Annotated in this window: 17 protein-coding genes; 10 read left to right on the top strand and 7 right to left on the bottom strand. The window is 42.6% G+C overall.

Annotated elements, in window-relative coordinates:
* The first annotated feature begins 190 nt into the window (after window positions 1-190).
* From V6E90_RS08180 to V6E90_RS08190, 3 genes are all read left to right on the top strand, one after another.
* Entirely contained in the window at window positions 191-883 is a 693-nt protein-coding gene (locus V6E90_RS08180) for a tetratricopeptide repeat protein (protein WP_241307893.1), read from the top strand.
* Window positions 884-901: 18 nt separating this feature from the next.
* Window positions 902-1,213 (top strand): ankyrin repeat domain-containing protein, encoded by a 312-nt coding sequence (locus V6E90_RS08185; protein ID WP_332605086.1) that lies wholly within the window; start codon window positions 902-904, stop codon window positions 1,211-1,213.
* Window positions 1,214-1,574: 361 nt separating this feature from the next.
* The gene (locus V6E90_RS08190) at window positions 1,575-3,350 is read left to right on the top strand and encodes an SLC13 family permease (RefSeq protein WP_065343074.1); all 1,776 of its coding nucleotides are present in this window, start codon (window positions 1,575-1,577) and stop codon (window positions 3,348-3,350) included.
* A 51-nt stretch (window positions 3,351-3,401) separates the two neighbouring features.
* Here the strand turns inward: V6E90_RS08190 and V6E90_RS08195 are convergent, their stop codons facing one another.
* Complete coding sequence (locus V6E90_RS08195; protein WP_016542197.1) at window positions 3,402-4,154, bottom strand: TIGR04219 family outer membrane beta-barrel protein; 753 nt, start codon at window positions 4,152-4,154, stop codon at window positions 3,402-3,404.
* 132 nt (window positions 4,155-4,286) lie between these two features.
* On the opposite strand from V6E90_RS08195, the gene V6E90_RS08200 reads away from it, so the two are divergent.
* The 3 genes from V6E90_RS08200 (at window position 4,287) to V6E90_RS08210 (ending at window position 7,739) form a co-directional block, all read left to right on the top strand.
* Window positions 4,287-5,729 (top strand): aldehyde dehydrogenase family protein, encoded by a 1,443-nt coding sequence (locus tag V6E90_RS08200; RefSeq protein ID WP_023271082.1) that lies wholly within the window; start codon window positions 4,287-4,289, stop codon window positions 5,727-5,729.
* 377 nt (window positions 5,730-6,106) lie between these two features.
* Window positions 6,107-7,585, top strand: coding sequence for a sodium-dependent transporter (locus V6E90_RS08205; RefSeq protein ID WP_251115930.1), 1,479 nt, complete (start codon window positions 6,107-6,109; stop codon window positions 7,583-7,585).
* A gap of 10 nt (window positions 7,586-7,595) precedes the next feature.
* Window positions 7,596-7,739, top strand: a complete 144-nt coding sequence (locus tag V6E90_RS08210) for a methionine/alanine import family NSS transporter small subunit (RefSeq protein ID WP_023271084.1) — start codon at window positions 7,596-7,598, stop codon at window positions 7,737-7,739.
* A gap of 82 nt (window positions 7,740-7,821) precedes the next feature.
* Here V6E90_RS08210 and V6E90_RS08215 read toward each other — a convergent pair whose 3' ends face one another.
* The 3 genes from V6E90_RS08215 to fmt form a co-directional block, all read right to left on the bottom strand.
* Window positions 7,822-8,244 carry a hypothetical protein gene (locus tag V6E90_RS08215; protein ID WP_251115929.1) on the bottom strand — a complete coding sequence of 141 codons (423 nt, stop codon included), beginning with the start codon at window positions 8,242-8,244 and terminating at the stop codon, window positions 7,822-7,824.
* Window positions 8,245-8,349: 105 nt separating this feature from the next.
* Entirely contained in the window at window positions 8,350-9,648 is a 1,299-nt protein-coding gene (gene rsmB, locus V6E90_RS08220) for a 16S rRNA (cytosine(967)-C(5))-methyltransferase RsmB (RefSeq protein WP_332605087.1), read from the bottom strand.
* Window positions 9,645-10,607 carry a methionyl-tRNA formyltransferase gene (fmt, locus tag V6E90_RS08225; RefSeq protein WP_332605088.1) on the bottom strand — a complete coding sequence of 321 codons (963 nt, stop codon included), beginning with the start codon at window positions 10,605-10,607 and terminating at the stop codon, window positions 9,645-9,647. Before fmt ends, rsmB begins: the two co-directional genes overlap by 4 nt.
* 209 nt (window positions 10,608-10,816) lie before the next feature.
* On the opposite strand from fmt, the gene ilvD reads away from it, so the two are divergent.
* From ilvD to V6E90_RS08240, 3 genes are all read left to right on the top strand, one after another.
* The gene (gene ilvD / locus V6E90_RS08230; protein ID WP_032864358.1) at window positions 10,817-12,646 is read left to right on the top strand and encodes a dihydroxy-acid dehydratase; all 1,830 of its coding nucleotides are present in this window, start codon (window positions 10,817-10,819) and stop codon (window positions 12,644-12,646) included.
* Between the two features lie 142 nt (window positions 12,647-12,788).
* Complete coding sequence (locus V6E90_RS08235) at window positions 12,789-14,078, top strand: hypothetical protein (protein ID WP_016542204.1); 1,290 nt, start codon at window positions 12,789-12,791, stop codon at window positions 14,076-14,078.
* Window positions 14,079-14,159: 81 nt separating this feature from the next.
* Window positions 14,160-14,891, top strand: coding sequence for a sulfite exporter TauE/SafE family protein (locus V6E90_RS08240; protein WP_016542205.1), 732 nt, complete (start codon window positions 14,160-14,162; stop codon window positions 14,889-14,891).
* A gap of 12 nt (window positions 14,892-14,903) precedes the next feature.
* On the opposite strand, the gene V6E90_RS08245 is transcribed toward V6E90_RS08240, so the two are convergent.
* Together V6E90_RS08245 and V6E90_RS08250 are read right to left on the bottom strand one after the other, a co-directional pair.
* Window positions 14,904-15,794, bottom strand: coding sequence for a LysR family transcriptional regulator (locus V6E90_RS08245; RefSeq protein WP_332605089.1), 891 nt, complete (start codon window positions 15,792-15,794; stop codon window positions 14,904-14,906).
* 99 nt (window positions 15,795-15,893) lie between these two features.
* Window positions 15,894-16,799, bottom strand: coding sequence for a LysR family transcriptional regulator (locus V6E90_RS08250; RefSeq protein WP_332605090.1), 906 nt, complete (start codon window positions 16,797-16,799; stop codon window positions 15,894-15,896).
* Window positions 16,800-16,922: 123 nt separating this feature from the next.
* Between V6E90_RS08250 and V6E90_RS08255 the strand changes: the two genes are divergently transcribed.
* Window positions 16,923-17,678, top strand: a complete 756-nt coding sequence (locus V6E90_RS08255; protein WP_023271090.1) for an SDR family oxidoreductase — start codon at window positions 16,923-16,925, stop codon at window positions 17,676-17,678.
* 50 nt (window positions 17,679-17,728) lie between these two features.
* Here V6E90_RS08255 and V6E90_RS08260 read toward each other — a convergent pair whose 3' ends face one another.
* Window positions 17,729-19,024: a solute carrier family 23 protein gene (locus tag V6E90_RS08260; RefSeq protein WP_004656921.1), complete on the bottom strand. Its 1,296-nt coding sequence runs from the start codon at window positions 19,022-19,024 to the stop codon at window positions 17,729-17,731.
* Window positions 19,025-19,330: the final 306 nt, after the last annotated feature.

The raw sequence follows: 19,330 nt of genomic DNA on the forward strand, positions 1-19,330 counted from the left end.
CGAACTCAGAAGTGAAACCTCTTAGCGCTGATGGTAGTGTGGCACTTGCCATGTGAGAGTAAGTCATCGCCAGCTTTTAAATCTAAACACCCCCAACCTAACGGTTGGGGGTGTTTTTTATTGCGGGAAGAAGAAATAAATTGGCTTGTGTTAATATCCCTCTATATTTGTCTAGGGACATGGGGTAGATATGAAAAAAGGCTTGTTGGTATTGGTTGTTAGCTTATTAGTTTCAAGTATGGCTTTTGCAATCAATGACTTGGATACAGGTCTAAAAGCTTATTATCAAAAGAATTATAAAGTTGCTTTTGACAGTTTTGAAAAATCAGCAAAAACGGGAAACGTTCAGGCAATACACTATTTAGCAAGTTTGTATTTTCAAGGCTTAGGTGTCCCAAAGAATGTAGAAAAGGCTTTTAACTTATTTAATCAATCTGCTCAAAAAGGTTATGCTCCCTCCTTAGCAAATCTTTCGATTATGTATTATGAAGGTATTGGAGTACAAAAAAATCCTGAAAAGGGTTTTGAATATACTAAAAAGGCTGCGAATGCAGGAGATTTGCAATCTCAATTTAATTTAGGTAATGCTTTTCGCAAAGGGAACTTTGTTAAACAAGATTATACTAAAGCTGCTTTTTGGTATGAAAAATCAGCAAAAGCTGGCTATTCTTTTTCTCAAAATGAGTATGGTTTATTATTTGCTCAAGGTTTAGGCGTTGAACAAGATTATTATAAAGCTTACGCATGGATCAGTGTTTCAGCTGAAACAGAAAATGATCAGGCAATTAAAAATTTGAAGAATTTTACTCAAATTTTTAATATCCAAGAAATGAAGAAGGCTAAGGAGCTAGCTGATCAGTATAAAACACTTTATCTTAAATAAAAAAATTAGGTATTTCTGATGAAACTCAATTCATTCTCTCCACTCCCTGAAGATGATGAGGAACTGCATCTGCCTGAGCTGGTGTATTGGGCATCCCTCGGTGATGTGGAACAAGTCGAGCAGTTATTAGCTGAGGGGATAGATCCAAACCAGACCGATGACGAAGGCTATAGTGCACTACAGGCCGCTGCTGAGAACGATCATTTGGCGGTGGTAAAGCTACTTGTGAGCAAGGGGGCGGATGTGACCTATAAAAGTGAATATAGCGCATTACAGCTTGCAGAAATGGCAGAGCATAGCGAAGTGGTAGCGTATTTTAAAAGTCTTTAAATCCTGCATAAAAAAGAATAGATAAAAAGAAGCCCCATCATCCTGACGGGGCTTCTTCATATTCAGTTTATGTCGTTGATATCCTATTAACGACCAAGTCCTGTGTCTGTTCTTATTCTCAATGAGACTTCCTGTCTCTCTATGTTTTGTATGATAGGTGAAAAGTTTGTATTGGGATATTCGCCAATTGCTGCGATTGTTGTAGGTTTTAGCGTACATTGCTTTCAAATCTATTCTGAAATTTTAGTGATAAACACACCGCATTATCATAATTTTAGCTAAGGATAGCAGTAAATCACATTTGTATATCAACTTTAATTATATAGACTCCAGTCAATTGTATATTTATGGAAAACTGTCTATGGGTTGGGAAGGATGGTTGTCGTTGGGATTAACACTTGGGGGGCTACTTACACTCATCTTTTCAAAAATTGCCCCGCATATTGTCATGCTGGCAATTTTGACAATATTAAGTGTTTTTGGTGTATTAACCGCTCAGGAAGCTTTGGCAGGTTTTAGTAATTCTGGATTGATTACAGTGGCAGCGATGTTTGTCGTTGCGGCGGGTATTTCTAATTCAGGAGGAATTGATCTATTTGTAAATAAGTTATTGGGTACCCCAAAATCTGAACGCATGGCATTATTGCGAATTTTCTTACCCATCGCTCCGCTCAGCGCATTTTTAAATAATACACCTGTTGTTGCAACCATGATTCCAGCCTTAAATAGCTGGTCGAAAAAAATTGGGGTCGCACCGTCAAAATTAATGATTCCTTTGAGCTATACCGCGATTTTGGGTGGGACGATTACCTTGATCGGGACAAGTACGAACTTGGTGGTTAATGGGCAATATCAAGCGCTAACAGGCCAAGCAGGCTTTGGTATTTTCGATATTACGGTGATTGGTTTACCTGTCGCGATTATTGGCATGTTGATCATGTATTGGTTCGCACCAAAATTATTGCCCAATTACCAAGAGCAAAATGTTTTTTCAAATCTGCGAGAATTTACTTTAGAAGTCGTGGTCAGTCCAAATGGACCATTGGTTGGGCAATCAGTCGCGGCCGCAGGCTTGAGACATCTAAAACGCGTTTATCTGGTTGAAATTGAACGGCAGCAAACGATTTTAACTGCAGTGTCTTCGGATGAAATTTTATTCGGCAATGATCGCTTAGTATTTGCAGGAGATACTGAAGCGATCACTGAACTTTTGAAGATCCATGGTTTGGTTGCACCAGCAAGTATTGATGAAAAAACCACTTTGGAAGAAGCACATGCGGGTCGTCGTTTAGTCGAAGCGGTTGTTTCTCCGCATTGTGAGGCAATTGGTAGCGCAATTCGTGACTCTAAGTTTCGTAATCGCTACGGTGCTGTTGTATTGGCGGTTGCACGTAATGGTGAGCGCTTAAAGGGTGGTTTGGGGCAGATTAAATTACAGGCTGGCGATACCTTATTGTTAGAAGCACGTCCAGCCTTTGTAACGCGTCAAAAATATAATAAAGATTTTCTTTTGGTCAATGAACTCGACCATGAGTCGCCTCAACATGAGAAGGCATTATTGTCATGGGGAATTTTACTCGCAGCAGTTTTTGCAGCAGGCTTTGGCATACTGAGTATGTTGAATGCTGCATTATTAGCAGCTGGGATGATGTTGTTGACAGGCTGTTTAACAGTAAAGCAGGCTGAGAAGAGTCTTGATCTGACGGTTATTTTAACCATTGCCGCTTCTTTTGCTTTAGGGGCCGCCTTAGAGAAAACGGGGGTTGCTGAGATACTGGCACAGTTGATCGTACATTTCAGTGCAGGTGAGGCGATTTTATTATTAATTTTGACCTATTTTTTTGTCTCTATACTGACCGAAGTAATTACTAATAATGCAGCGGCATTGCTAACCTTACCAGTTGTGTTAGAAATCACGACGCAAGCTGGTTTGAATCCAATCCCTTTTGTTTTTGCCATTATGATGGGGGCATCTGCAAGTTTTGCGACCCCACTAGGTTATCAAACCAATCTGATGGTACTTGGACCTGGTAATTACCGTTTTAGTGATTTTATTAAAGTGGGTTTACCGATGAATATCTTGATTGGTTCAATAACGATTTTATTGCTGCTTTTACTTTTTCCGATCACGTTATAAATGAAAAAGCCCTGAATCATTCAGGGCTTGCTTCTTTGTGAGCGCATTACATTAGAAATGCATATCTAAGCCAATATAAGGGCCTTTAAAATTAAACTTAACATCATTTTTATCATAATCATCTAATTTGACATCCAAGATACGATAGCCTGCTTTTAAGCCAACATCGACTAAGAGATTATCAATAAAGTTATATTGTAATTCGGCTTGTGCATCAGTGATTTTGGTGTCATTGATGTTGCTATAGAGCAACTCAGCTTTTGCACTTAAGCCTGTGAATGGCAACTTGACCCCTGCTGATCCATAGATCACAGGAACAGTCTTATCAATATCTGTTTTTCTGACATTCAGTGTTTTGATATCGCCATTGAGATTGGTTGCACCTAAGCCCACATCGGCATTTACGATGGTGTCCAAAATCTCATAATATAAAATGAAGTCAGTATGGTCGATGTTTAGGTCATAGACAGGTTGGCCAGCGAGTTCTTTCTCTGTTTGTGATTTTAAATTCACATAGCGAATTTTTGCATTTGGAATCAATGGAATCGGATGTTCAATTGCAAGTGATATTTGAGCAGAGCCTTTACGGTCTAAATCATACTCTCGAGAGTCTGCATAAGGATCCAATAGAAGATTATCTACGCCAGTTTGATTGGATAAAGACGTTGTATTATTGGGCTGAACTTGAGCCTTACCATCATAAAACCAATAACTTGCATCTGCTTTTACGCCAATCACATCTGCTTGTGCCAGACCACAAATACTCGTCCCTATAGCAAACATTGATATTTTTAATATTTTCATTGCATTGTCCTAATCAGTATCAAAAACCGTAATGAATTGTTGTGAATTCATCAGCGAATGGGCGAATCATATAGTGATCTTGGAAAATATGCAGTAGTCTAATTTTAAATTTTTATAACGGGATCAAGAAGAATGACAGATACAGCAAACGTGCGGGATTATCCATTGTATGTCGCGGGAAAAGCGGTGAGCACGGGGCAATGGCTTGAAGTACATGATAAGTATCGAAATACCGTCTATGCACGTGTTGCTCTGGCTGATGCCAAAGTGCTTGAAAAAGCCATTTCTGCTTCGGTAAAAGCAGAACAGGAAATGGCAGCATTAAAACCTTTTCAAAAACAACAGATCTTATTGCATTGTGTGAAGCGTTTTAATGAACTGCGCGAAGAACTGACCGAAATTCTGATTGCTGAAGGCGGCAAGCCACGCGGGGCAGCGAGTGCCGAAGTTGAACGCCTGATTAATACCTTCCAGTTGGCCGCGGATGCAGTGACTCAACTGGATGATGGACGCATGTTGCCTTTGGCAGTGACACCTGCTGCTGCCCATTTTCGGGGCATGGTCAAGCATGTGCCAATTGGTGCGATTTCTTTAATCAGCCCGTTTAATTTTCCTCTCAACCTCGTTGCACATAAGATTGCACCCGCGATTGCAGCAGGTTGTCCGTTTGTGCTGAAACCAGCCAGTTTAACGCCGATTAGTGCCTTAATGATTGCCAAGGTGTTAGCTGAAACTGATCTGCCTAAAGGTTCATGGTCGGTATTACCTTGTGAGCGTCAAGCCGCAGATATTTTGGTGACCGATGATCGTTTTAAGCTTTTGAGCTTTACAGGGTCGGATCAGGTCGGTTGGGATATGAAAGCGCGTGCAGGCCGTAAGAAAGTCACCTTAGAACTCGGTGGTAATGCTGCGGTTCTGATCGATGCAGATACTGTGATTGATGAAACGCTCATAGATCGTTTGCTTAGCGCCGCTTATGGGCATGCGGGGCAGGTCTGTATCAGCGTGCAGCGGATTTTAGTGCATGCCGATCTTTATGCAGAAGTGAAAAAGAAACTGGTCGCCAAACTGAAAAAAATTAAAGTGGATGACCCCGCTTTAGCAACCACATTGGTTGGGCCCATGATTAAGGAGGCTGAGGCCATTCGTTTGAAAAAATGGCTGGATAAAGCTGAAAAGAAAGGAACGAAAATATTGATAGGAGGGAACTTACAGGGCATGTTGTTTGAACCCACTTTACTGGAAAATGTCGATGCCAAACTGGAAATCTATAAAGATGAAGCCTTTGGTCCTGTGGCAATTTTAGAAAAGTTTAAGACGTTTGAGCAGGGCATTGCCACCATTAACCAAAGTCGCTTTGGTTTACAGGCGGGCGTATATACGCAGAATTTGAATAAGATGCTGTATGCATGGGATCATTTAGATGTTGGAGGTGTGATTATTAACGATGTTCCAACGTTCCGTGTCGATAATATGCCTTATGGCGGGGTGAAGGATTCTGGCCTTGGTCGAGAGGGAATTCATTCTGCAATTCGGGATATGCAAGAGGAAAGATTATTAGCCATCAAACAATAAAAAAGATTGTGGCCCAAGCGGAGTTTTAGCTGCGCTTGATTGTTTTATGTACTTGATTTTTATAAGTTGACTGCAAGGTCAAAATTACAGTCTGTTGAAAAATAATCAGTTGTTTAAAAAAGATGACTTTTTCTTTCAGAATTTACAGTAAAAAGAAATAAAAACAGGTATTGTTCGGCTATTAAAAGCAGAAAAACAAAGCCCAATCTTTAAGGAAGATGGTTTGGTTTTTGCTTTGTTTGTCCATGTAAATGGAGACCCACAAGGTTGAAATTTCATGCAAGCAAAACAAGATTTTTTATGGCACTTTTCATGTCTGTTGGATAATAAAAACCTAGGGCAGCATGGAACGGCCAGCAGGACAATTTAGGTGTTTTATGGCAGATTCTCGTGAAAACTGGACATCACGATCTGGTTTTATTATCGCAGCTGTTGGTTCAGCTGTAGGTTTAGGTAACATTTGGCGTTTTCCTTATGTTGCGTATGAAAATGGCGGCGGGGCGTTTCTTATCCCTTATTTACTGGCGTTGATTACTGCTGGTTTACCTCTTTTATTCTTAGATTATGCAACCGGTCATCGTGCGCGTAACTCACCACCCAAAGCCTATCGTGCACTATTTAAAGGCGGTGAGACGCTGGGTTGGTGGCAAGTCTGTGTCTGTATCATCATTGGTTTATACTATGCCAGCGTACTGACTTGGGCAGGAAGTTATGTCTACTTCTCAATTGGTCAGGCGTGGGGCAGTGACCCAGAAAGCTTCTTCTTCAATACTTATTTGCAGACCTCAAAAGCAACAGGATTCGATTTACAATTCGTGAGTCATTTGTTCTGGCCAATCGTTGGGATTTGGGCACTGACCTTAATCATTTTGTATGGCGGTGTTAAGAAGGGCGTTGAATTATCCAATAAGATTTTCATGCCGTTGTTATTTGTCTTGTTTACGGTTCTTGTGATTCAGTCATTACGTTTACCTGGTGCGGTAGAAGGCTTAAATGCATTCTTTACTCCGAACTGGTCAGCGATGATGAACTATAAAGTTTGGTTAGCTGCATATGGCCATACTTTCTTCTCACTGTCTGTAGGTTTCGGGATCATGGTGACTTATGCGTCTTATCTCAAACCAAAGACCAACTTAACGGGTTCTGGCTTGATTGTTGGCTTTGCCAATGCATCGACTGAAATTTTAGCCGGTATTGGTATTTTTGCTGCGTTGGGCTTTATGGCGCACACTGCAGGGAAAGAAGTACAGGATGTTGTCAGCGGTGGTATTGGTCTAGCATTCATCGCATTCCCTAAAATTATTTCAAGTTTAGGTGCGGGTGCAGATTTATTTGGTTTCTTATTCTTCTCTTCGCTGTTTGTTGCAGGTATATCTTCCATGGTAAGTATTTTGGAAGTGCCGATTGCTGCAATGCAGGATAAGTTGAAATGGGGCCGTACCAAAGCTGTAACGATTATTGGTGGTGGTAGTGCACTTGTTTCAGTGATCTTATTCTCTAGTGTGAATGCGATTAAACTGGTGGATATCGTCGATCACTTCATCAATAACATCGGTATTATTGGTGGTGCATTGATCTCGATTATCAGTATTGCTTGGTTTAAACGTTCTGCCTTGCGTGAATTGCGTGATCATGTGAATCGTATTTCGACTGTTCAATTGGGCAAAGGTTGGGATTTCACTTTAACAGTGATCACATCACTCATCTTGTTAACGACCTTAAGCATGACCGTATTTAACTTGGTGAAAAACGGTTACGATAGTTATAGCATGAGCTTACAAGGCGTATTTGGATGGGGCAGCGTGATTTTCTGTGCTGTCGTTGCAATTGTACTCAGCCGAATCAAAGATCGCTAGGAGAACAAATATGAATACTTCAGCAATCGTAATGATGGTGATTTCAATGGTGTTTTTATGGGGCGGATTGGCATTGTCTATTCTGCACTTAACTAAAAACCCAGAAGAGTTAGATGACGTTCTGGAAGAAGTCAAAGATCAGCATACGCTTTAAATGTTAAAGCTAAAAATAACCCAATCATAGATTGGGTTATTTTTTGAATAATAACGCAGGCTTTAAACTGTATAAGTAAATTTTAGATATTGCAGGACTTTTTATTAAGCGTATTTGTGAATAGCTTTTTACCATTCTTATCTATATAAATGTAATCAACCACAATACCATTTTTTATATAATTCTTTAAATACGTGCAATTATATGCTTGATTTTCTGGAATTAAGTTGTTTTTTGCATCGTCGAGATCTACTTCATCTGCAGTATGGTTAAATGTCTGATAAGTATAAGTAACATGAAGCTTATCCTGTTTAATATTAATAAGTTTGACCGTTGAATTAACATTAAAAGGTATTTGTGATTGTTCTACCAAAAGGTCTTTAGCTATCGATTCAACAAGCTCCGTTTGAAGCTTATGTTTATAAGCAATTAAGGCTGCTATTAGAACTACAGTAAAAGTGATTCCCCAAATGGCTAATTTATATTCTTTGTAACTAAAATTCATTTTAGATAATTAAATAAGTTGTTGATATTATTTTAAACATAGACTGAAATATTGACAATATTAGATAAAAAAGCAGGCTTTAAAGCCTGCTTTTTTATTTTTGATTTATCCCAATTTTTTAATCAGGCAATAATAGAAACCATCACCAGCGTGGGCAGAAGGGAACAGCTGACGACCATGGGTCTGTTCAATTCCCCAATCGGCTTCGATTTTGATTTCTTCTGCATCCGTATGTGCTGCAAAGAATGCAGCCATTTGCTGCTCATTTTCAGCTTTTAGAATCGAGCAGGTGATATACAGTAAAGTGCCGCCAACTTTAAGCTGTTGCCACATTTGCTGCAAAATCTGTTGCTGTAACGCCACGGTTTGCGCGATATCGGTTGATTGCCTTAATAGGCGAATATCGGGATGGCGACGAATCACGCCTGTCGCGGAACAAGGGGCATCCAGCACAATACAATCGACCAGTTGCTGTGCCTGCCAGGTGGTGGCATCTGCCGTCACAATCTCAACAAGGTTCTGATCTAGAGCAAGACGTTCTAAATTTTCAGAAACACGTAATAAACGTTTTGCATCATGATCAAGTGCAATCAGTTTTTTCGGGTTAAAGCGCTCAAGGATATGTGCAGCTTTACCCCCTGGTGCAGCACAAGCATCGACAACCACTTGGTCATCTAAGTTAGGTAAAAGCGTGGCGCACAATTGTGCATGCTCATCCTGAACAGAAAAACCGCCTGCTTCAAAACCGGGTAAAAGGGTAATATTGCCCGTTTGTTCCAAAACAATACCCACATCTGAAAGCATACAAGGACGAGCATCAATCTGTTCTTCGTCCAAAATCTCTAAATATTCGTTACGACTGACTTGGCGTTCATTGACACGCAGCGTCAGTGGTGCGACTTGTTTTAAGGCTTGGCATAGCGACTCTACTTGCTCAGGCCAATCTTTTTTGAGTCGTTTGAATAACCAACTCGGTAAACCATGGGTATTATTCAACGCGGTTTGAAATTCATCTGTTTCACGTGAAACACGACGCAGAATCGCATTGACCAAACCACTCATTGGCTCGAAACCGAGTTGCTTAGCCGCATTTACAGTTTCTGAAATCGCAGCATGCACTGGAATACGCGTACATAAAATTTGATATAAACCCAGATATAAACAACTTTCGAGTGCTTCATTGTCTAATGGTTTTGTGAGCAAGGGTAAAGTAATGGCTTTTAACGAATACCATTGGCGCAAACAACCTAAAGTAAGCTCATGATATAAACCACGGTCACGTTCAGAAATGATATTGATATGTTGATTCAAAACGGAAGACAAAGATTGCCCGTTTTGAACCGCCAAAAGTGTTTTGATCACCTGCGCACGCAGATTTAAATTTTTTGCAGATGATTGGTTCATAGCAGTATTTGCCCCACTTGTAATTTTTGGGTTTGTAACATTTGTACACTATTGAGTGCCTTACCACCTGGCCATTGCACGCTAGTTAATAGTAACGTCCGTCCATCCCCACAAACCACCATCACACCATGATTGTCTACCGTAACAATTTCACCAGCGACTTTGTTACTAAATTCAGTAATCGTAAGTTTTGCAGCCCAAACACGTAAGGCATTGTTTTCATCCAGTTGGATAAAAGCCACTGGCCAAGGATTAAAAGCGCGAATATTACGGTCGATTTGTACCGCAGTTTGAGACCAGTCAATACGGGCTTCGGCTTTGACTAATTTGTGCGCATAAACGGTCAGCGCCTCATCTTGCACTTCACGTTTTTCAATAAAATCCTGCAAGCTTGATTCTGATTCAAGCACGGTACAAATCGCTTCTGCACCTTGAAGCGCCAATTTGTCATGCAAGCTGGCAGAGGTGTCTTCAGCGGTGATTGGGCAGTAGGTTTTATACATCATATCGCCCGTATCTAAACCTGCCGCCATTTGCATGATGGTGATGCCCGTTTCAGTATCCCCTGTCGCGATGGCACGTTGAATTGGCGCAGCGCCACGCCAGCGGGGTAACAGTGATCCATGGATATTTAAACAACCGTATTTCGGTGTATCTAAAACCGCTTGCGGTAAAATCAAGCCGTAGGCCGCAACCACCATCACATCTGCGCCAAGTGCAGCAAGTTCTTGTCGAGCGGCCAAACCTTCTTCGGTAGACGCTTTAAAGTTCAAAGGTTGATAAACAGGTAAACCGTGTTCAAGTGCCAATTGTTTAACAGGCGATGGCGTTAATTTTTGCCCACGTCCTGATTTACGGTCAGGTTGGGTATAAACCGCAATGATCTGGTGGGATGTTTTTAATAATGCCGCCAATGCGGTTGCCGCAAATTCAGGCGTACCAGCAAAAATGATTTTCACAAATGGAATCCAAATAAAACTTACCCCAAATTATAAGCGAAAAAGCCACGAGCCCCTAATTCACTGCTTGAATTGCTTTTGTGCAAAAAAGATAGGCCTGTTGGTCATCTGTTAAACGATAACTTGTAGTATGATGCAAAGAGCTCAGTATCATTTCGCCAGAGAGAAAGTCTTATTTTTCTCGAGCACACACTTGTTGGGAATACAAAATGCCTGATTATCGTTCGAAAACATCAACACATGGAAGAAATATGGCGGGCGCGCGCGGTTTATGGCGTGCGACCGGTATGAAAGATGAAGATTTTGGCAAGCCAATTATTGCGGTGGTCAACTCATTTACCCAGTTTGTTCCCGGTCACGTGCATCTTAAAGATTTAGGTCAACTTGTTGCGAGAGAAATTGAAGCTTCTGGTGGTGTGGCAAAAGAATTTAATACCATTGCTGTCGATGACGGGATTGCCATGGGCCATGACGGGATGCTGTATTCACTGCCATCACGTGATTTGATTGCCGATTCTGTGGAATACATGGTCAATGCCCATTGCGCCGATGCAATGGTATGTATTTCGAACTGTGACAAGATCACTCCGGGAATGCTGATGGCGGCAATGCGCTTGAACATCCCAGTGGTGTTCGTGTCTGGTGGTCCGATGGAAGCGGGTAAAGTCAAATTCCGTGGTGACGAAAAGGCGATTGACCTGGTTGATGCCATGGTGGTTGCAGCAGACGAAAGCTATACCGATGAAGAAGTGGCTGCATTTGAACGCTCAGCATGTCCGACGTGTGGTTCATGTTCAGGGATGTTCACGGCCAATTCAATGAACTGTTTAACCGAAGCTTTAGGTTTGTCTCTACCGGGCAATGGTTCGATCGTGGCAACCCATGCCAACCGTGAAAAATTGTTCTTAAGAGCAGGTCGCTTAGTGGTTGAACTGGCAAAACGTTATTATGAGCAAAATGATGACAGCATCTTGCCACGTTCAATTGCCACCAAAGCCGCATTTGAAAATGCCATGACTTTGGATATTGCAATGGGTGGTTCAACCAATACCGTATTGCATTTGCTTGCTGCTGCACATGAAGCAGAAGTTGATTTCACTATGGATGATATCGACCGCCTGTCTCGTCAAGTACCGGTATTGTCAAAAGTTGCACCAGCAAAACAAGACGTGCACATGGAAGATGTGCACCGTGCGGGTGGCATCATGGCGATTTTGGGTGAACTCGATCGTGCCAACTTATTGAATACTTCATGCCCAACCGTGCATGAACCTACACTGAAAGATGCATTAGACAAGTGGGATATTATCCGCACTGAAGATGCGGACGTTTATGAATTCTATCGCTCATCTCCGGGTGGTATTCCAACCCAAGTGGCATTCTCGCAAAACCGTTATTATTCAACTTTGGATGGTGACCGTGAGAAAGGCGTGATTCGTAATGCTGAACATGCCTTCTCTAAAGACGGTGGTTTAGCGGTTCTTTACGGCAACATCGCTCTAGATGGCTGTATCGTCAAAACTGCGGGTGTGGATGAATCAATTCTTAAATTCACGGGTACAGCACGCGTTTTTGAAAGCCAAGATGCCGCGGTTGAAGCGATTCTGGATCATAAAATCGTAGCTGGCGACATCGTGGTGATTCGCTATGAAGGCCCACGTGGTGGACCGGGTATGCAGGAAATGTTGTATCCAACCAGTTACCTGAAGTCGAAAGGCCTAGGAAAGGACTGTGCCTTGATTACCGATGGCCGCTTCTCGGGTGGTTCATCAGGTTTGTCGATTGGTCACGTATCTCCTGAAGCAGCAGAAGGTGGTGCGATTGGTTTGGTTGAAGATGGTGATACCATTGAAATTGATATTCCAAACCGTACCATTCATTTGAATGTGGATGATGCGACTATGGCGCATCGCCGTACCGTGCAGGAAGCCAAAGGTTGGCATCCTGCCGAAGAGCGTAAACGTAAAGTGTCTAAGTCATTGAAGATTTATGCAATGCATTCGACCAGCGCAGCCAAAGGCGCAGTACGAGTTTTGTAATCCCTTTCAGTCCCTCTTTCAATTAAGGGGGACTTTTTTGTTATTTTATAAGATACTGAACAGACTTATTGACTCACTTGTTCCAACCCAAGTTTGAGTAATCGATTCATATTTCACTTTATGACCATTAGAGGCGATCGACATGTCTTTGTTACGTCGTTGGTTTGATCCCATCCGATCGAGTTGGTTCTATCAGAAACCTTCTCGTCAGGCGGTGTTACCCACGGAACAGGGTTTAAGCATTTACCTACGTCTAGACGATGTTTATAGCTATCTTGCGGTACAACAACTGGATCAGCTCAATGAAATCCTGAGTGATGAGCTGAAACCGTTAAAAGTGATTATTTCGAGACAGGACGCAGAGCCTCCGAATGGCATGTCGAAGCAGGAATGGCTCAGTTACTGTTTAAATGATGCCAAGATTCTGGCCAAGCAGCATCGTTTTGGCTTTGATGACACCCCAGAAATTCCCAGCGCAGAAGCATTACAACAAGCTGAAACCATTCTTCGAAATACCCCCTTACGTGAACAGAACTTCTTGCATTTACTGGAAGATGTGTTCCATATGCTGTGGCAGCAACAATATGGAAAATTGCGTACCTTATACGCAATGGCCAGTCAGCACCAAAGTCCTCAAGATTATCCTGAACGCATTTTTAAAGATGTGCCCGTTGCCGCCAGCTATTTTGAATTTGGTGAGCGGAAATACCAAGCGGTTGACGATTTACTGCGTCTGACGCGTCGTCTGAAACAGCAAAAATTACTGACCGGAAATCCAATTTTTCTGATCAATCATATCGAATGGCGTGAGCATTTGATTAATGATGGTGAGGCACTCAATGAAGTGCAGGCCATGCATCCCGAGCTAGATTTATACATCGCACTTGAAGATCCCATGAGCTGGTTATTATTGGCCTATATCAAAGAAGAATTGGCCAATTATTATAATATCCAGCTGAAAGTCTATCCGCTCAGTTACCACGGACGGGATTGGTTTGACTGGAGCTTGGCTACTCGTGTCTCCAAGCGAACCCAAGTGGCATTTACGCCATTCTGCCGTCCGACCAAAGAAGCGACCTATGAGATGGCACGACTGTTTTATAGTGTGCCTGAAGAACAACAAGTTGACTGTATCCACCAAATTTTTGAAGGGGTGTGGACACATGGTAAAGACCTGTCATTTAAAGCCCATTTCCAGCGTATGCAAAAGCGTTTAGAGATCGAGCACATCACTGAGCAGGATGTCGAAGCTTTACTGAAGCAGAATGATGAATTGTGTCAGCAAAAGCATCAGCCTGATTTTCCAGTATTAGAATTACGTATTGATGGGCAAAGTTATGTCTTTAACAGCTTGTATCGAGTCTGGATGATTGAAAGCATCATCAGCAATGTGTTGGAAGATAAATATAGAACCGCCTCAAGCTCTGCCTGAGGCCTACTCCCAAAAATAAGAATAGGGCAAGCTGCGCTTTTTTTCGTAGCATAACTCCGATGCAATATCGGAGATTCGGGCGTGACTTTTTTAGCAATTATTGTGATGGTATTTGTCTTTGCGGGCATGATTAAAGGCATGATCGGCTTAGGCTTACCTGCAGTTTCGATGGGACTGCTGACGATTGCCATGAGTCCGTTTCAGGCTGCCTCACTGCTGATCGTTCCGTCCATGATCACCAATATCTGGCAGCTGTTTGCTGAGGGTCGGGTCTGGACCTTTGTGCGTCGTTTCTGGTCCTTACTGGTCGGTATAGTGGTTGGATCGATCTGGAGTTTTTTACCCACGTTAAGCCAAAGCCATGGCCAAAGCAGTGAAATTCTCTTGGGGACGATGCTGATACTGTACGGGCTTTATGGCCTATGCGTTAAGAATCTACCTCATTTGGGCAAATATGAGCGTTGGCTCTCACCCGTAGTTGGTTATATCGGTGGGGCGGTGACCGTAGCGACAGGTGTGGTGATTATTCCCGTGGTGCCTTATTTACAGTCTTTGCATTTAAAACGGGATGAGCTGGTTCAGGCTTTGGGCTTGACCTTTACTGTGTCCACCATTTGTCTCGCCGTATTTTTACAACATAATCCAATGGCAGGCATCACCCTCGATTATCGCCTATCGGTTGTAGCGTTGGTCGCAGCTTTAATTGGCATGTGGTTGGGTAAAAAAATCCGCTATCAATTGAATGAGCAACGCTTCCGCCGCCTATTTTTTATGGGGTTGGTCGCATTAGGTGCTTATATGCTATCGCATTAATTGGGGGCTGAATTAAGGGCGATGTTGCAATAAAAAATCTGCAAATTGCTGATAAGTTTCGGGCAGTTGACTGAAATCCTGTGTTGCCAACAAAAGTTTCCGATTGGCCCATGCACCCATGAGTTGTACGGTGTGGAAATGATAATCTGGTGCTAAACGCTGTGCAGCGCGGGCAGGCATAATGGCGATACCAACACCTTTTGCCACCACCTCGGCAATCGCAGCAAAATTGGGTAAGCGCAAACGGTACTGAATATTAAAGCCTAGTAACTTGGCTTGGGTTTCGATAGATTGTTGCAAAGAATGATGCGGCATCAACCCAATAAAGCCGTAGTTCAAGGCTTCGACCAAATTCAACTGTGCGTGTTGGGCGAGAGCATGTGAGGCGGGACAAATCAGCACCAAGGGATCACTGGCAAATTCCTGAGTTTGTAAAGGACGAATATCAAAAAAGCTGGAAACTAAGCCTAATTTGGCAATGCCTTTACCGAGAGCCGCAATAATCTCAGAACTCTCAGCTTCATGCAGATCGATATTGATGTCAGGATGGCGCATCAGATATTGCGGTAATAGCGGTGGCAAATATTCGCTTTGTGCAGAGGAATTACACCACAGGATTAAGGATTCAGGCTGTTGCTGCCGAAAGCGTTGCATTTCTTGTTCAAGCTGATCTTTTTGTCGGAGCAAACGCCGCGCATGTTCGGCGAAGGCATGGCCTGCACTGGTGAGCTGAACGCCTGTAGTGTGTCGAATGAATAAAGGCGTATCGAAATATTGTTCAAGTTTTTTGATGCGCTCACTGGCCGCTTGCAAGGAAATCGCAGAACGTTCCGCGCCTTTGGTCAGACTGCCTGTGTTGACGATGTGCAGAACGAGCTGTAAATCAAAAAAATCAAAACGCATGGTGGCAACGTATTGAAATATAAAAAGCCATCATACTAAACATCGCTTCAATAAAGATAGTGGACTTAAGTGCAGCAGCAAAGTGCTACTGAGCGGGATCTATTCATGCTGATCCAACGGGTGATCTTTAAACAATTGCACGATCCATTCAATAAACACCCGTTGTCTGGGTGAAACCCGTGTTTTTGAGGGATAAAGCAACGAAACGGGTAAAGAAGGTACTGCGTATTGGCTTAACACAGGGCAGAGGCGACCATTTTCGATTTGCTTGACATGCCCATAACGCGGGACTTGGATAAGACCAAAGCCTTGTTCTGCCGCTGCTGAGTAGGTATGCGCTCCATTGACCTGAATCAATGTACTTAAATCATAAGGTTCCACTTGCTGGTGGATGATGAATTCTAAGGGAAGCGGTTTTTGTCGTGCGCTGGAATAGAAGCCCACCATCACATGCTGCTTTAAATCGCTGAGTGTGTTTGGTGTACCGTATTTTTTCAGATATGCAGGACTTGCAAGGGTGATTTGTTGAATGTGTCCCAAGGGTCTGACCACCAATTCACTATTATTTAAATGCCCAATCCGAATCACACAATCAATACCTTCCTTGATGATATCGACATAGCGGTCACTTTCGGTCAATTGCACTTGAATCTGTGGATATTCACTGAGAAATTCATGTAGTTTTGGAATAATAAAATGAGCGGCAAAGATGCCGTGGACTTCGACTTTTAAACTACCTTGCGGTTTTGCATGTAGAAAATCATGGTCGGATTCGTCGATATAAGCCAGAATAAATTTACAGCGTTGATAGTAAAGCTGACCTTCGTCAGTCAGATTGACCTGCCGTGTGGTTCGAAACAGTAAACGCGTATTCAGCTGTGCTTCCAATTGTTTAATCGCATCGGTCAGGGTCGAGCGTGGCAGACTCAAAATGTGAGCTGCTTTGGTAAAACTACGCTGTTCAACCACATGCACAAATGCTGACATTGCATTTAACTTGTCCATAGGCTTAATTCTTTTGTTCGCTCTATTCGGATAAAGAAGCCGAAATTTGATGGATTATCTTGTTATCACTGAACAGTATCATAGATCGTATCTAGTGATAAGTTGATTTGGTTGAGGTTAGACATGAATACACCAGCAAATGCGATCAATCCGAAGAAAGTAATTTTGATTACCGGTGCATCGAGAGGGATTGGTGCTTTTACTGCAGCTTTATTGGCACGGCAAGGTCATCAAATCGTGATCAATTATGCAAATAATGCCTTAGAGGCAGATCAGGTGGTCGAAAAAATTAAAGCGGCAGGCGGGACAGCAAGCGCATTTAAAGCAGATATCAGTCAATCTGATCAGGTTATACAACTGTTTGATCATGTGATCCAAAATTATGGGCGTATCGACATTCTGATTAACAATGCGGGCATCATGTCTCTTGAAAAAATTGAAGCGCTCAAGGATGAAACGATCGAAAAAGTTTTAGCAATTAATTTAAAAGGTGCACTCTATACCATGCGTGAGGCAGCAAAACGACTTGAGCAGGGTGGAAAAATTATCAATTTGTCCAGTAGTGTGATTGGTATGAAGCTGGAAGGGTATGGCGTTTATACCGCGTCTAAAGCAGCCATCGAAGCTTTGACGGTTATCCTTGCCAAAGAATTAAGAGGCAGAAACATTACCGTCAATGCGATTGCACCAGGTCCGACCGCAACCGAACTGTTTTTTGAAGGTAAGAGTGAGGCATTGATTGCACAGCTCGCCAAAGCTGCCCCTTTAGAGCGTCTAGGTACAGTAGAAGATATTGCTGCGGTGCTTGATTTTGCCGTGAGTGATGCCAGTAACTGGATCAATGCTCAAGTGATTAGAGCCAATGGGGGTATTGTGTAGTTGGGTCTTGGTCAGGATAAAAAAGGCAGCTTGCGCTGCCTTTGAACATTCTAGTTTTTATCTTTTAAACTGAACAACAGGTTCAGGAAAATTGCAGCAAACGTTGCGGTGCCGATACCACCTAAATTGAAGCTACCAAATAACAATTCAAAATTGCCTGCACCTAAAATAATAGTGACTGAGGCAATAATCAGGTTTTTATTATTCGAAAAATCGACTTTGTTTTCGATCCAGATTTTCGCACCGGCAATGGTAATCAAACCAAACACCACAATCGAAGCACCTGTGAGGACTGCAGTTGGAATGGTACTGATTACGGCACCAAATTTAGGTGAAAGGCCCAAGAAAATCGCAAACACACCAGCGATCACGAACACAATGGTGGAATACACGCGGGTCACTGCCATCACCCCGATATTTTCACCATAAGTGGTCATACCCGGTGCACCGACACTGCCGGATAAGGTGGTGGCTAAACCGTCGGCAACAAAGGCTTTGCCCAATTGCGGGGTCAGGTTTTCGCCAGTCATTGCACCCACTGCTTTGATGTGTCCCAGATTCTCTGCCACTAAGATCAGAGCCACAGGAGCAATAATTAGAATCGCATTTAAATCAAAAGTTGGATGTGAAAAGCTTGGAATACCGAACCATGGTGCCGCAGCGATTTGGGAGAAATCAATCGGTTTGCCATAGCCTAAAACATTGGTGGCAATGGCATAAATCGCATAGGCGATCAGTAGGCCAACCAGCAGTAATAAGCGTTGTAATAAGCCTTTGGTAAAGACGGCAATGATGCCCATACTCAGTACTGTGATGAGCGCCATCCACATCTCAAAGGGTTGACCCGCAACCCCTTTAATGGTGACAGGTGCAAGGTTGAGACCAATGATCATCACGATCGCGCCAGTCACCACGGGTGGCATCAGTTTTTCAATCCAGCGCGTGCCCGTCAGCATCACGGCAAAACCGATCAAGGCATAAAAAATACCACAGGCCACGATGCCGCCTAAGGCAACCGAAAGGTTAGGATTGGCCCCAGAGCCAGTGATATGGCCAGTTGCTGCAGCAACTACACCAATAAAGGCAAAACTTGAACCTAAATAGCTTGGTACCCGCCCACCTGTGATCAGGAAGAAAATGATGGTACAAATCCCTGACATTAAGATGGCAAGGTTTGGGCTAAAGCCCATCAATAAGGGTGCCAGAACCGTTGCACCAAACATTGCAAATGCGTGTTGAACCCCGAGCACCGCACTTTGTAAGGGCGGTAAATATTCATTTGTCGCAACAGGTCGATGATCAATCTTCCCCTGATACGGTTGCCATTTTGGAAACCAACTTGACATAAATTAGACTCATTATGTGATATCAGCGCGTATGATACCCTGTCTTAAAACGAGCTTTCACCTATAAGCCATTGAGAATATTGCCAGAATAGGCATCGTGAGTTCATGTTTTTACCTTTTGGTAAAATATGTTTCAAAATAAGCTAGCGGTTTTATTATTTATTTTCATGCTGATGCTTTGAAAAGTTAACGCTCTTATTTTCAAAATAATTTTTGATTTTTTTCTCATTTTTAAATTGATATGGCATATTTTGCCAGTCTTGCCATCAATAGGCAGTGTTTCTATTGATGGCAAAGCTGAGTTTA

The sequence above is a fragment of the Acinetobacter sp. ESBL14 genome, assembly GCF_036668815.1.
GTDB classification, from domain to species: Bacteria; Pseudomonadota; Gammaproteobacteria; order Pseudomonadales; family Moraxellaceae; genus Acinetobacter; species Acinetobacter gyllenbergii.